Origin of the sequence: Pseudomonas sp. (assembly GCF_048265905.1) — a bacterium.
GTDB lineage: Bacteria > Pseudomonadota > Gammaproteobacteria > Pseudomonadales > Pseudomonadaceae > Aquipseudomonas.
The window spans coordinates 333,908-346,839 of record NZ_JBLXAP010000003.1 but is presented as its reverse complement, the minus strand read 5'-3'; the positions used below and the strand labels follow the sequence as shown (position 1 = coordinate 346,839).

Below are 12,932 nucleotides of genomic sequence, written 5' to 3'. Positions count from 1 at the left end.
GAACTTGCATGACCGATCACGCTTTACTTCTGGTTAATCTGGGCTCGCCAGCCTCAACAAAAGTTGCCGATGTGCGCAGTTACCTTAATCAGTTTTTGATGGACCCCTATGTTATTGATTTGCCGTGGCCGGTCCGGCGCCTGTTGGTTTCGTTGATTCTGATCAAGCGTCCGCAGCAGTCCGCGCACGCCTATGCCTCTATCTGGTGGGAAGAAGGCTCGCCACTTGTGGTGCTCGGCAAGCGCTTGCAACAGGCAATGCAGAGCAAATGGAGCCATGGGCCGGTCGAGTTGGCGATGCGTTACGGTGAGCCGTCGATTGAGTCGCAGCTAAACAAGCTGATTGCCCAAGGCGTTAAAAAAATTACCCTGGCACCGCTGTACCCACAGTTTGCCGATAGCACTACGACCACGGTGATCGAAGAAGCGCGTCGGGTTCTGCGGGCGTGTAAGTCAGAGGTGCAATTGTCGATTTTGCAGCCTTTTTATGATCAGCCAGAATATATTTCGGCTCTGGTCGACAGTGCCAAGCCGTATCTGGAGAAGGGCTTTGACCATTTACTTCTGAGCTTCCACGGTTTGCCAGAGCGGCACTTGCATAAACGTGACCCGAGTGGGAAGCACTGCTTGAAGAACGCAGACTGCTGCCAAACGGCGTCGCCTGAGGTGCTGGCCACCTGTTATCGAGCGCAATGTATGCGCAGCGCACAGGCATTCGCCGAGAAAATGGGTTTGCAGCCAGAGCAGTGGTCTGTGTCGTTTCAGTCGCGTCTTGGCCGGGCCAAGTGGATTGAGCCCTACACCGAGGCACGGCTTGAGGAACTGGCCAAGCAAGGGGTTAAAAACTTGCTGGTGATGTGCCCAGCGTTTGTTGCTGACTGTATCGAAACGCTTGAAGAGATTGGTGATCGTGGCTTGGAGCAGTTTCAAGAGGCGGGTGGTGAAACCCTGCAACTGGTGCCATGCCTGAATGATCACCCAAGCTGGGTTGAGGCCCTTAATGTGCTCTGCGAGCGGGCGCCGGTAAGCCTGTAATCACCACTTGGCAGTGAGCGACCTGTGCTGGACGCTCACTCCAAAGGATGACATTCATACCATCAATAACTCCTCTGGGCGATACTCACCAGGCGGCATATCCGCCTAAGCTGGCAGTACTTTAAACCGTCGCGCGCTGCATTTGCGCTGCCGAGGAAACTGCCCATGCCCAATAACAACAATGGCTACCCCTCCAATATTCGCGCCTGGACCACCGTCAGTATTTTGATGATTGCCTATGTGTTGTCATTTATTGACCGGCAGATCCTTAACTTGCTGGTTGGTCCCATCCGTCGCGACCTGGCGATTTCCGATACCGAAATGAGCCTGTTGATGGGGTTGTCATTCGCCTTGTTCTACACGGTGTGCGGCATTCCGCTTGGCCGCTTGGCGGACAGCAAAAGTCGTCGCGGGCTGATTGCCTTTGGTGTTCTGTTTTGGAGTGCAGCTACCGCCGCGTGTGGGATGGCGCGTCTTTACTGGCAGTTTTTACTGTGCAGAATTGGTGTCGGCGTTGGCGAGGCGGCGCTTTCACCTGCCGCCTATTCGTTGATTGCTGACAGTTTCCCGCAGGAGCGTCGCGCAACCGCGATCAGCGTTTACTCGATGGGGGTTTACCTAGGCTCGGGCTTGGCATTTTTGCTGGGTGGTCTGGTTATCAAGTTCGCCTCAGCGCAGGGCGATGTGGTGTTGCCGGTGCTGGGTGAAGTTCGCCCTTGGCAGCTGATATTCATCGTTCTTGGTGCTGCAGGTGTGCTCTTTACTTTATTGATGCTGGCAGTTAAAGAGCCCGCGCGTCGTGGTGCTGGGGCCGGTGTTGTGGTGCCGCTGTCACAAGTTGCCAGCTACATTCGGAAAAATCGGCGCACGGTGCTGTGCCACAACTTTGGTTTCGCAGGTTTAGCTTTCGCCGGTTATGGCAGCGCGGCGTGGGTGCCAACGTTCTACATTCGTACTTATGGTTGGGATGCCAGTCACGTCGGTATCGTCTACGGCAGTATCGTTGCGGTATTTGGTTGTTTGGGCATCGTCTTTGGCGGGCGCTTGGCTGACTGGATGACCAAGCGTGGCCGTACCGATGCCAATATGCGCGTGGGCTTGTATGCGGCGATTGGTTCTGTGCCCTTTGTGCTGGGTTTCCCGTTGATGGAAAGTGCCTTTTGGGCTTCGGTCTTGATGGCGCCAACGGTGTTTTGCCTGAGCATGCCATTTGGCGTGGCACCGGCTGCTATTCAGGAAATCATGCCCAACTCGATGCGTGGACAGGCCTCGGCAATTTATCTGTTTGTCATTACCTTGCTCGGTTTGGGGATCGGCCCGACTGCTGTAGCGCTGGTGACTGATTACGTATTCGCCGACGATAACGCGCTGCGTTATTCGCTGCTGATTGTCACCTTGTTGGCGGTTAGCACTTCGATCATTCTGCTTAGCAAAGGGCTCAAGCCTTACCGCGAAAGCATAGAACGAGTCCGTGGTTGGTCAGCGGAAACGCCTGAGCCAACACCTGCTGAAGTGGTGACTGGTGCAGCGCCTAACCGTTCGTAGGGATATCGGCTTGCGCATGCAGCAGGCAATGCTGCATGCGCTTTTTGATCAGAACATTTGCCGTTGTCCGCCAGCAACCAACCTTGATGCGAAATCGGCTGAAAGATCGCCTTGATCTTCAATTGGCAGCTGATTGCGTCTCGCAGTCAGCCAAGCCGGTGCAAATACCGGTTTTACCGAATATTGGTTTTCTATATATTCGCTTTTTCCTATAAGAAGAACGCCGCATTCTTGCGTAGCCGATGCACAGGCACAGCGCTGTTTGAATACCTGGGCTGCGCATAACCTATGACTTGTTGCCGAAGCTAAATGCTGCGCAGCAGTTGCACCCGCTGCCACTGCTGCTTGCTCTGCTTAGGCAACAGTCTTCATCCTGAGCTCTCGGTTTGGCTTAATTCAAAGGTTGTTGAGGCTAATCAGCAAGGGCCTGAGAGCGATAGATACTGCATGCTTGTAATAAACAGTCGTCCACCCAGCCAGTCGATGTGCGACTGATAAATCCTTCTTTAATTGAGTGACCTGCATGCTGATCGCGCTGTCGATATTCATCATTACCATCACCTTGGTTATCTGGCAGCCGAAGGGGCTTGGTGTCGGCTGGAGTGCCAGCTTTGGAGCCGTCTTGGCATTGATCTTCGGGGTGATTGGTTTTGGTGATATCCCGACTGTTTGGCAGATTGTGTGGAACGCCACCGGAGCGTTTATCGCGATAATCATCATCAGTTTATTGCTTGATGAAGCGGGGCTTTTCGAGTGGGCGGCGCTGCATGTGGCCAAGTGGGGAGGGGGCAGTAGTCGCCGGCTCTATGCCTTTATTATTTTGTTGGGCGCTGTGGTTTCTGCGCTATTTGCCAATGATGGTGCGGCGCTGATCCTCACGCCGATTGTTATTGCCATGCTCCTGGCGCTGCGGTTTTCAGCGGCGGCAACTCTGGCATTCGTAATGGGAGCTGGCTTTATTGCCGATACCGCCAGCTTGCCGTTGGTGATATCGAACCTGGTGAATATCGTTACCGCTGATTATTTCGGTATCAGTTTCAGCGAGTATGCCTCGGTGATGGTGCCGGTCAATATGGTCAGTATCGCGGCCACGCTGGGCATGTTGATGTGGTTTTTCCGCAAGGATTTACCGGCGAGCTACAACCTCGCAGATATCAAGCCTCCTGTTGAGGCGATTCGTGACCGGGCGACCTTTATTGCCGGCCGGCTGGTGGGTGCTGGTGCTGCTGCTGATTGGCCTGTTTGTACTTGAGCCACTGGGCGTGCCGATCAGTGCGATCGCCGCTGTGGCGGCCTTTGTACTTTATCTGATTGCCGCGCGCGGGCATGTGATCTAAACCCGTAAAGTGCTCAAGGAAGCGCCGTGGCAAATTGTGGTGTTTTCCCTGGGCATGTATCTGGTCGTTTACGGGCTGAAGAACGCCGGGCTGACTGACCATATCGCGCAATTGCTCAATGTTTTTGCTGATTACGGCGTGTGGGGCGCAACTTTGGGGACGGGAATACTGACTGCATTGTTGTCGTCGCTGATGAATAATCTGCCGACCGTGCTGGTGGGGGCCTTATCCATCCATGCCGCCGATGTCAGCGGGGTGACTGAGCAAGCAATGATCTATGCCAATATCATTGGCTGTGACCTTGGGCCAAAGATCACCCCAATCGGCAGCCTTGCCACACTGTTGTGGTTGCATGTTCTGGCGCGCAAGAACATGACGATTGGCTGGGGTTACTACTTCAAGACCGGCATCGTACTGACAGTGCCAATTTTGCTTATCACCCTCAGCGCCTTGGCCATACGCTTGAGTATTTGAGCGCGGGGCGCAGCGTAAAAGCTGCTTATATCACCTTCACTGCACGGCCAATGAACTGTATCGGGCCTGTTGGTTTACCCGTGGCTGAGCCGTTTGGATTTTCCAGGGTCAGCTCAAACAGCTGGTTGGGCGCCAGTGGCGGTAGCTCGTCGAGCGAGATTGACAGCTTTTGCCCAGGCTTGACCAAGCCCAAGGAAACCGGGGCTTGCCAATCCTCGCCTTTGGTCCAGAACTCAAGCGCCTTGTCGCGCGGCACCTCGGCAACGCCCAGCGGTATCAACTGGATTTCCTGTCGGTTACTGGTTTGGATAACCCAGCCTGGGGCTTTATCTTGCGGAGCCACCAGCACCACCAGATAAGCTGTTTCATTGAGTGGTGCACTGCGTAGCAGCAAGACAGCAGCCAGCACCAATGTTGCGGCGATACCGCTGGCGGCAAGGCTGCGCCACAGCGGCAACAGATTCCACCAAGATGTGGCAGCTGTTGATGAACCCTGCTGCTGGCTTGAGTTAATGCTGCGCTGCACACGCCGCCACAGAAAAGGCGAGGGCGTTTGTGCATCAGCTTGCTCGGTCAGATCCAGTAAGCGTCTTTCCCAGTCATCGACCGCTGCACGCAACGCAGGCTCTGTAGCCATGCGCTTGCGTACCTCATTGCGCTGCTGTGTCGACAAGGTGCCGAGCACATATTCGCTTGCCAGTTCGTCGATATTTTCTGGGCTGTTGCTGCCAGTTACCTTGCTCATCCCATGCACTCCCGCAACGCCAGCAGGCTGCGTTTGATCCAGGCTTTGACGGTGCCCAGCGGCGTGCCTAGTTTCTGGGCGATTTGCGCATGTGAGTAGCCGTCAACATAGGCATGCAGGATGCAATTGCGCCGTGCAGGTTCCAGTTGTTCAAGGCAGGTATAAATTCGCCCCGAACGTGCGCGATACTCAAATGTGTCAGCAATGCCAGGCGATGCCTGATCTGCCAGTGATTCATCGTTGAGTTCACCGGCGATGGCATGGTTGGCATTGTCGCGGATGAAATTAAGTGCCAGATGGCGCGTCACGCTGAAGATCCAGCCACGGGCGGAACCTCTCGATGAGTCATAGCTTTTGGCTCGCGCCCAGATTTTGATAAATGCGTCATGCACGATGTCTTCAGCCAGCGCATTATCGCCGACAATACGCTTGGCCACGCCCAGCAGGCGCGCGCTTTCCTGATCGTACAAAATGCGTAAAGCCTGTTGATCGCCTTGGGCGCAACGAGCTAAACAGGCTTCATAATCAAAGGTGGGTTCAGGCAAGGACAATAGCTTCAGACGCCATTAATTAGTAAATACCCCAGTCGCACGGGCTGGGGTTTGATCTGATCAGATTAGACGACTTTGCAAAATGCGTAACCTGACCAGATCACTATTAGCGGAGTTCTTAGCTAGCAGTCCAGAAAATATAGTCTGCTTGATATTTCACGATCTCCTTGCTGCCTTTTGTCTCGGCTGTGCACGCTTTGGCAGGGGCTACGCCACCTTTGATTGCGACACGCTGGATGTAGCTCACGCCGCTCATCGCCCCTTTGCCTTCAGCCGGATTGGCTTTGACTAACTGGTAAGGAATGTTGCCGTCGCCAGCAGGCGCCACTGCCAACTGGGTGCCGGTGACTTTCGAACCGTCTTTAGCCTGCCAGGTCGCTGGTGGACCAAAATACTCGCCAACCTGTTTGCCACTGCGATCATTCAGGGCAGCCTTGGGACCGACAAACACCCATTCGGTCTGGCCTTTGGCATCAGCTTTGTCGCGGCATTCATAAGTGATTTCGCCTACACCGACAGTTTCCATTGCAACTTTGTTGCCGTCAGGCACCTTGATGCTGTCGGGTAAATCCATCTGCGCATAGGCCGCAGGTACAGTGGCAAAAATACAGGCCGCTGCGAGGGTAGCACTGGCAAGGCTGAAAGTTTTTTTAGCGTTCATGCGAGTCTCTCCATAAGGCAAAAGGAGCAGCATTTAGTGGGCTGCTACTAGTACTACCCGGCAGAAAGACAATTGGATGCAGTGCAGGAGAATTATTTTTTGAAAGGGCGGGCGCTGGCGATAAGTGGAGATGTGTATGAAGGATTATGAGCCATCCGGAAGGTTGCCGATCGCGCTGGGAATGTTCAGAAGCAATCAGTCAGTTTTGGGTTGGCTGCAGCAGTGGTTGGTATTGCGGTATTGATCGTCTGGCTCCCGGTTCGCTAGTTCCTGAAGGTTTGGCGAACGCCTGCAGTCATGACTGCGAATTCGAGCTGAGCTTGTCTAGGATGAAGCCTGTTCGCTCACTGACGGTTAGCAACGGGACTTCAATCAGTTCGTAGCCGAACTGCAGATAAACATCGACCATTGCGTTGTAGGTTTGCACCGCTTGGGTAAAGCTTTGTTTGCGCTCAGCGTCATTTTCGTAGATAGCTTTCCACGGCGGGAAGATAAACACATTGCGGCTGTAGACCATCGATGTGGCCAGGCTTAACAAGGCTGCAGGCAGCTCAAGCTGCTCAAGGAGCGAGTAGCCGAGGCAATCGATAATGCCTCGGTCGAAAAACACCGGTTCGCCAAGGTTTGGTTGCTGGTTGTAGCTGGTTATTTCAGCGCGGACCATTTCATCCCTGAACGCTGTTTTATTTTTCCACGGCAGAGCATCTCCTCCGTGCGCTTGCTGCTGACGAATCACCCTCCGACCAACTTCGTCCTTGCATCTGTGGCCAAGGGCTTTCATCTGCTCAATAACGGCGGTTTTTCCTGAGCCGGGGCCGCCGGTGAAAAGGATAAAATTATGCAACTGTCGAGCTCCGTGAATGAGCCTTGGGTCGGGAAGGGGCTGAGTTCAGCAAAGGACCTGCTTGTGGTGCGTGGAAAATCCAGGGGGCTAGCTGGTGGCCAAGCCCCTTGGCTTCAACGTGCTTTGTGGCGATAAGCCCTTGTGGTCAGCAGATAAACCGGCAGACCAGACACCAGTACGATCAGCGCCGCATAAGGGGCTGCACCGGCGTATTCCAGGTTGCCGGTATGAGACCAGACCTTGGTCGCCAAGGTTTCCAGGCCAGTTGGGCCGAGGATCAAGGTTGCCGTCAGCTCCTTCATGCAATCGAGAAAAACCAGTACGAAGCCAGCGCCAATGGCTGGCGAGATGATCGGCAGGGTCACTCGGAGAAAGGTCGCAATGGGCGTATGTCCCAGCGTGCGTGCAGCTTCTTCCAGTTGTGGCGAGGCTTTTTCCAGTGCCACGCGAATCGGCCCTTGAGCCATCGGCATAAACAACAGCGCATAGGCAATCAGCAGCAGGATACTGGTTTGGTACAGCACCGGCATGTAGCCAAGGGCAAAGAACACAAAGGATAAAGCGATCACCAGCCCCGGCAATGCGTGGAGCAAGTAGGGCAGTCGATCCGCGAGTGTAGCCATGCGCCCGTAGTAGCGCACCACCACCAGGCACACCGGCAACGCCAGCAGGCAACTTAGCAAGGCACCGCCGAAGGAGTAGGACAGCGACGCCCAGAGTGTTTGCACAATCTCGGCGACCGGAAAGCTGGCCGAACTGCCCTCGATTATCCAAAAAGCCAACATGGTCAGCGGTGTGCCACAACCGATAATGACCAACACCAGCAGCATCAACTGCGCTGGCACCTGCCAACGGCCCAGGCGCACCGGCGCCGCGCTGCGGGCGACACCTTGACCGGTGCGTGCATAACCACGACCGCGCAGGCGAAACTCGCCCCACAGAAGTATCATGCACAGCGCTAGCAGTAGTGCAGAAAGCATGGCCGCGTTGTTGCCATTAAATTCCAACTCGAACTGTTGATAGATAGCGGTGGTGAAGGTTTGATAACGCATGATCGACGGTGCGCCGAACTCAACCAGCATGTGTATCGCAACCAGCAAGCTGGTGGCCATCAGCACTGGGCGCAGCAGCGGTAGCGTGACCTGCCGGAATACTTGGCGACGGTTGAGCCCGAGCATGCGTGCAGACTCTTCCAGGGCTGGATCGAGACTGCGCAGAGTCGCCACCACGGGCAGGTAAATCAGTGGGTACTTCGACAGCACCATCACCAATACAGTACCGCCCAACCCCTCGAACATGGGGCTCATCGATACCCAGGTAAAGCCACTGACAAATGATGGAATGGCGAACGGCAGGCACAGCAACACGTTCCAGTGCCGGCGCCAGCGCAGGTCACTGCGTTCGACCAACCAAGCCAGCCCCAGCCCGATTACCGCGCAGCCAATGGTCACCAATACCATCAGCTTCATGGTATTGGCCAGCAAGCCGAACACGAACGGTCGCCAGAGCAGCGCAAAAGCTTCAGCAAAACCGGTTTCTGCGGCGCGGGCGATAACGAAGAACAGTGGCAGGGCCGCCACCAGCAGCAAAGCCAGTACTGGAAGTTGCAGCCAGATCGGCGGCGACTTGCGCCGCCGAGTGGTTTGGCCTGTCGTTGGTAACGGCAGGTCGGGAGTGACCGCTTGGGGTTGCATGATCAGTTCATTCCGACTTCGCGTTGCAAGTCGAGAGCATCTTCAGCCAGGCCTATTTGCGCCGCGGTGATCGCTGGTGGCTTGAGTTGGTCGTATGGCTTGAGCAGCGGGTCAGCCTGTACATTGGGGTTGACTGGGTACTCGGCGGATTTGCTCAAAATGGCTTTTTGCCCTTCATCACTGATCATGAACGCCAGGAACGCCTGGGCTTCTTTCGGGTGCTTGCTGGCCTTGATGACTGCCGCACCAGAAACACTGGACAGACCGCCCGCATCGCCATCGGCGAAGTAATGCAGCTTGGACTTGAGCTCGCCTTTTTCTTTCTTCAGCGCGGTCCAGTAATAGCTGTTGACCAAGGCAGCACCTATTTCTCCATTCTCCACCGCCTTCATGGCGACGACGTTGTTGGTGTAGGTGGAGCCGAACGCCTTGAGGCCGGTCAGCCACTCTTCAGCGGCCTCACGACCATTGATGCTGATGACCGCGGCGGTCTGGCCAAGAAATTCACCGCTGCTGGGGACAAAGGCGATCTTGCCGGCCCACTCAGGGTCGGCCACTTCCAGCACACTGCTTGGCAGTTCTGCTTCGGTGATCAGGTCCGGGTTGTAGGCCAGCACGCGTACCCGCGAGGTGATGCCAAGCCAGTTGCCGTTGTCGTCGGAGAACTTTGGATCAATCTGCTTCAGCGTACTTGGGTCCACCTTGGCCAAGAGGCCTTGGCTGCCAAGCTTGATTAGCGGCGGTGCCTCTTCGGTGTAAATGATGTCCGCCGGGGAGCGCTCGCCTTCTTCGGCGATCTGGTTTGCCAGTTGGCCGCCCCCGCCTTTGCGGATCAGGACCTTAATTCCAGTCTTTTCCTCGAACGCCTTGGCCACGGCTTTGCCAGTGGCTTCATGCTGGCCGTTATAGAGCGTCAGGGTTACCGGATCATCGGCGTACACGCCACTGGCGAACAGCATGCCGATGGACAGAACCCCGGCGCCGATTACACGCGCCAACCCGGTTACTCGATGTACGGACATAAGCCTCTTTCCTTTGACACAAAAAGTTACCGAAGGATTATACAGGCCAATTGATGATGATTCTCAAAAACTCTCGACGCGCGGCTAGAGATAGGCACAGCCCAGTCCTTTGAATGAAAGGATCGTCTCGATACGTCGAGTGAGTGTGCGGGGGAGCGGCGGCTGTTAATCCTGATCGGCAGCACGCGGTGCGCTGAATGCCTTGCTGTAGTAGCCCGAAGGATCAAAACAACAGACTCTTTTCTTGCCCGATGACAACATGTCGCAGGCATCAATGATCCGCTTGGTGCGCGTCTTTGCCTGTTTGGCAGATGTAATCCAATGGATCCAGTCAAGACGGGCGATTGTGGTGGTGTCTTGCCAAGTGGCCTGCGCCTCGGGTGAGGCTTGCAAGGCCTTATTCAGCTCTGGAGGGAGTTGTGGCTCAGGTTCTTGATCAGCAGCAGACAGGTCAAATGCAACAACATCGCCAATACTTGCACCAACCTGTTTTAGCAGTTGTTCATCGATTTTCAGCCAGTGGCTTTTTTTCCCATCGGGCTCAAGTAGCGCCTGGAAGTATTGGCCGTTGATCTGGCCCTCTACCGTTACCCGGCCACGTCTAGGCAGTTTGTCGCTTGCAGCTTTGGGCAGAATCACAAATGCCCATGCGTTGCCGTCACCTGGTTCTGCAGGGCGCAATAACTGTGCATCGAATTGTGATCTTGAGCTTTTTTGCGTCATTGGTTGAGCTGCTGTGTAACAAAGATAATAGGGTCCGATCCGAGTTTAACTTCCCCCGTATTTCTAACCCGAACAGTTATAGATCGGAAGCGTCAGTTCGGCAAATGACTGCTCCGAGCCAGAGCAGCCGCCGCAGGTTGATGCTTGATTGCAGGAGATCAGCGGCTTGGCTCTTCACCGACCACTGTGGTTCGGAACATTTCGCGGCGCATGCCGTGGTAGTCGGCCACCGGCATATGCCAGGTGCTGCGGTTGTCCCAGATCGCCAAGGTGCCCTGACGCCAGCGCATACGACAGGTAAAGGCCTCGGTGGTCGCCAGTTTGAACAGGTAATCGAGCAGCGGTCGCGCTTCGTCCGGGCGCAGGCCCTTGATGCCTGTGGTGTAAGCCGGGTTGATAAACAGCACCTTCTGCCCGGTTTCTGGATGCTTGATTATCAGCGGGTGGCTGCGTACTTCACTCGATGTATCGCTGCCGTAACGGATGGCCATGTTTTCCAGCAGGGCCTTGTGCCGGGCATTGACTCCATAAGCCATTTCCGGGCTGTGCACTGCATCGAGGTTGGTGAGTAGTTTCTTCATCCCCGGCGATAACCATTCGTAGGCCAGCGCCAGATTGGCGTAGCAGGTATCGCCGCCGTAGGGCGGGATGTCATGGCCGTAAAGCAAGGTGAATGCGGGCGGACGCTCTTGAAAGGTCCAGTCGGTATGCCAGGCACCGCCGAACACGAAGGGTGTTTTCTCGGTCGCTTCCTTGACCACGTGCACCACATGCGGATGGTCATCCATGCAGGTTACATAGGGCTCACGACCGAACTCGCCGAAGTGCTGGGTGACGCGCTCCAGGTCACTCACGCTAAGGGCTTGGTCGCGGATAAAAACGACCTTATGCGCAAGCAGGGCCTGACGCAGTTCGGCGAAGCCTTCGTCGCTCAGGCTGGTCAGGTTGAGTTCTTCAATATCTGCGCCAATGGCTCCGGTGCTCGGGGTTGCGCGAAAGTGCTGGTAGTTGGCGGCGCGGTTATGACTGGGCAGGGTGTAAATGAATTCACTCATGGCTCACACTCATTGTTATTGGAATGCTTACAGAATGCAGGGCGAATGCTAGGCTCGGCCATGATAAAAGCTGCCAAAAAATGATAATTACTGCCATGGCGATAAAGGTTTGGAGAACCGCCTGATGCACGGATTTACTTGATGGATTGGCGTCAGAGTCGCCCGCTTACCGGCGTACGCTACCTATTGGAAACCGCTCAAACAGTCGGCGTAGACGCTCCCACGTGCTTGATCGGCAGCGCCATCAGCAGCGCGACGCTGCAGCAGCGTAACGCTCAGATCGAAGCCTGGCAGGAGCTGGCGGTTATCCGCAACCTGATCGAGCATGCTGGTCGGCCGGGATTGGGGTTTGTTGCAGGACAGCGCTATCACTTAACCTCCTTGGGCCTGCTGGGCTTCACCATGCTTGCCAGTCGTACACTTGGCGAGGCCTTTGCCACCTTCAGCCGTTTTCAGTTGTTGGCGTTGACCTTGTGTCCGGCATACACAGAGCCAGATCGGCGCGGTATGTGGTTGCTGTTTGATGCCAGCGTGCTGCCACAGGATGCCCGCGCCTTTGTAATCGAACGAGGCTTGTCTGGCTGTCTGGGCGTGGCCAGCGAACTGCTGCAGCGGCCCATTACGCCGCTGGCGGTGGAGATGATGACCAACGCGCCAGCAGACCTGAGTAGCCTGCAGCGCGACTTTCCTCACCCGCTGCACTTTGCCGCTACGCGCAATGGCATTCTGTTTTCCCACGCTGATCTGCAATTCAAGCTACCGCAGGCACACATCAGCGCCCACAGCGAGGGTGAGCAACTGTGCGAGCGCCTGTGCCTGGAAATTTCGCACAGTCTGGCCAAGGCCATGACCGCACGTCTGGTGCAGCAGGTATTGATTCGTGATTCGGCCAGCTTGCTCAGCAGCCGTGCGGTGGCCGAGCGCCTTGGGCTGTCCGAGCGTACCTTGCATCGCCGCTTGGCGAGTGAAGGTCATTCCTTTCAGCAGCTCAACGAACAGATCAAACAGCGTCTGGCCGAGCGCCTGCTCAGTGACTCACGGCTAGATATCAACGACATCGCTCAGCGTCTGGGCTACGCCGAAGCGGCCAGTTTCTCCCGCGCATTCAGCCGCTGGACGGGCTACGCGCCTGGACAGTGGAAGCGCCAGGCGCGACAGCTGGCGGAGCAAGGTCGCCAGCTTCTCTAGCAGGCGGATTCCCAAGCCTCAGAAACAACGAGGCCCCGTCGATGACGAGGCCTCGTTGC

General features: G+C 55.8%; 11 protein-coding genes and 1 pseudogene. 4 read left to right on the top strand and 8 right to left on the bottom strand.

Annotated elements, in window-relative coordinates:
- The first annotated feature begins 8 nt into the window (after nt 1-8).
- The 3 genes and pseudogenes from hemH to ACN0UH_RS07120 all read left to right on the top strand — a co-directional run bounded on the left by hemH (nt 9) and on the right by ACN0UH_RS07120 (nt 4,390).
- Nucleotides 9-1,034: a ferrochelatase gene (hemH, locus tag ACN0UH_RS07130; protein WP_417661401.1), complete on the top strand. Its 1,026-nt coding sequence runs from the start codon at nt 9-11 to the stop codon at nt 1,032-1,034.
- A gap of 165 nt (nt 1,035-1,199) precedes the next feature.
- Nucleotides 1,200-2,579, top strand: a complete 1,380-nt coding sequence (locus ACN0UH_RS07125) for a spinster family MFS transporter (RefSeq protein ID WP_417661400.1) — start codon at nt 1,200-1,202, stop codon at nt 2,577-2,579.
- Between the two features lie 523 nt (nt 2,580-3,102).
- Nucleotides 3,103-4,390 (top strand): annotated as a pseudogene (locus ACN0UH_RS07120) (arsenic transporter).
- Between the two features lie 25 nt (nt 4,391-4,415).
- Here the strand turns inward: ACN0UH_RS07120 and ACN0UH_RS07115 are convergent.
- From ACN0UH_RS07115 to ACN0UH_RS07080, 8 genes are all read right to left on the bottom strand, one after another.
- Entirely contained in the window at nt 4,416-5,135 is a 720-nt protein-coding gene (locus ACN0UH_RS07115; RefSeq protein ID WP_417661399.1) for an anti-sigma factor domain-containing protein, read from the bottom strand.
- Complete coding sequence (locus ACN0UH_RS07110) at nt 5,132-5,680, bottom strand: sigma-70 family RNA polymerase sigma factor (protein ID WP_417661398.1); 549 nt, start codon at nt 5,678-5,680, stop codon at nt 5,132-5,134. Before ACN0UH_RS07110 ends, ACN0UH_RS07115 begins: the two co-directional genes overlap by 4 nt.
- A 124-nt stretch (nt 5,681-5,804) precedes the next feature.
- Nucleotides 5,805-6,347 carry a DUF3455 domain-containing protein gene (locus ACN0UH_RS07105; RefSeq protein WP_417661397.1) on the bottom strand — a complete coding sequence of 181 codons (543 nt, stop codon included), beginning with the start codon at nt 6,345-6,347 and terminating at the stop codon, nt 5,805-5,807.
- Between the two features lie 295 nt (nt 6,348-6,642).
- On the bottom strand, nt 6,643-7,191 hold the full coding sequence (locus tag ACN0UH_RS07100) for an AAA family ATPase (RefSeq protein WP_417661396.1): 549 nt from the start codon (nt 7,189-7,191) through the stop codon (nt 6,643-6,645).
- Between the two features lie 113 nt (nt 7,192-7,304).
- A complete protein-coding gene (locus ACN0UH_RS07095; protein WP_417661395.1) occupies nt 7,305-8,885 on the bottom strand; it encodes an ABC transporter permease in 1,581 nt (526 codons plus the stop codon).
- Between the two features lie 2 nt (nt 8,886-8,887).
- Nucleotides 8,888-9,907 (bottom strand): extracellular solute-binding protein, encoded by a 1,020-nt coding sequence (locus ACN0UH_RS07090; protein WP_417661394.1) that lies wholly within the window; start codon nt 9,905-9,907, stop codon nt 8,888-8,890.
- Nucleotides 9,908-10,072: 165 nt separating this feature from the next.
- Nucleotides 10,073-10,630, bottom strand: a complete 558-nt coding sequence (locus tag ACN0UH_RS07085) for a YdeI/OmpD-associated family protein (RefSeq protein WP_417661393.1) — start codon at nt 10,628-10,630, stop codon at nt 10,073-10,075.
- Between the two features lie 158 nt (nt 10,631-10,788).
- Nucleotides 10,789-11,685, bottom strand: coding sequence for a TauD/TfdA dioxygenase family protein (locus ACN0UH_RS07080; RefSeq protein ID WP_417661392.1), 897 nt, complete (start codon nt 11,683-11,685; stop codon nt 10,789-10,791).
- Between the two features lie 141 nt (nt 11,686-11,826).
- Between ACN0UH_RS07080 and ACN0UH_RS07075 the strand changes: the two genes are divergently transcribed.
- Nucleotides 11,827-12,873, top strand: coding sequence for an AraC family transcriptional regulator (locus tag ACN0UH_RS07075; protein ID WP_417661391.1), 1,047 nt, complete (start codon nt 11,827-11,829; stop codon nt 12,871-12,873).
- Nucleotides 12,874-12,932 lie beyond the last annotated feature (59 nt).

Coding starts and splice junctions, on each gene's coding strand:
- ACN0UH_RS07080 (WP_417661392.1), bottom strand. CDS start 11,685: ATGAGTGAATTCATTTACACCCTGCCCAGTCATAACCGCGCCGCCAAC.
- ACN0UH_RS07075 (WP_417661391.1), top strand. CDS start 11,827: ATGGATTGGCGTCAGAGTCGCCCGCTTACCGGCGTACGCTACCTATTG.
- hemH (WP_417661401.1), top strand. CDS start 9: ATGACCGATCACGCTTTACTTCTGGTTAATCTGGGCTCGCCAGCCTCA.
- ACN0UH_RS07115 (WP_417661399.1), bottom strand. CDS start 5,135: ATGAGCAAGGTAACTGGCAGCAACAGCCCAGAAAATATCGACGAACTG.
- ACN0UH_RS07125 (WP_417661400.1), top strand. CDS start 1,200: ATGCCCAATAACAACAATGGCTACCCCTCCAATATTCGCGCCTGGACC.
- ACN0UH_RS07105 (WP_417661397.1), bottom strand. CDS start 6,347: ATGAACGCTAAAAAAACTTTCAGCCTTGCCAGTGCTACCCTCGCAGCG.
- ACN0UH_RS07095 (WP_417661395.1), bottom strand. CDS start 8,885: ATGCAACCCCAAGCGGTCACTCCCGACCTGCCGTTACCAACGACAGGC.
- ACN0UH_RS07085 (WP_417661393.1), bottom strand. CDS start 10,630: ATGACGCAAAAAAGCTCAAGATCACAATTCGATGCACAGTTATTGCGC.
- ACN0UH_RS07090 (WP_417661394.1), bottom strand. CDS start 9,907: ATGTCCGTACATCGAGTAACCGGGTTGGCGCGTGTAATCGGCGCCGGG.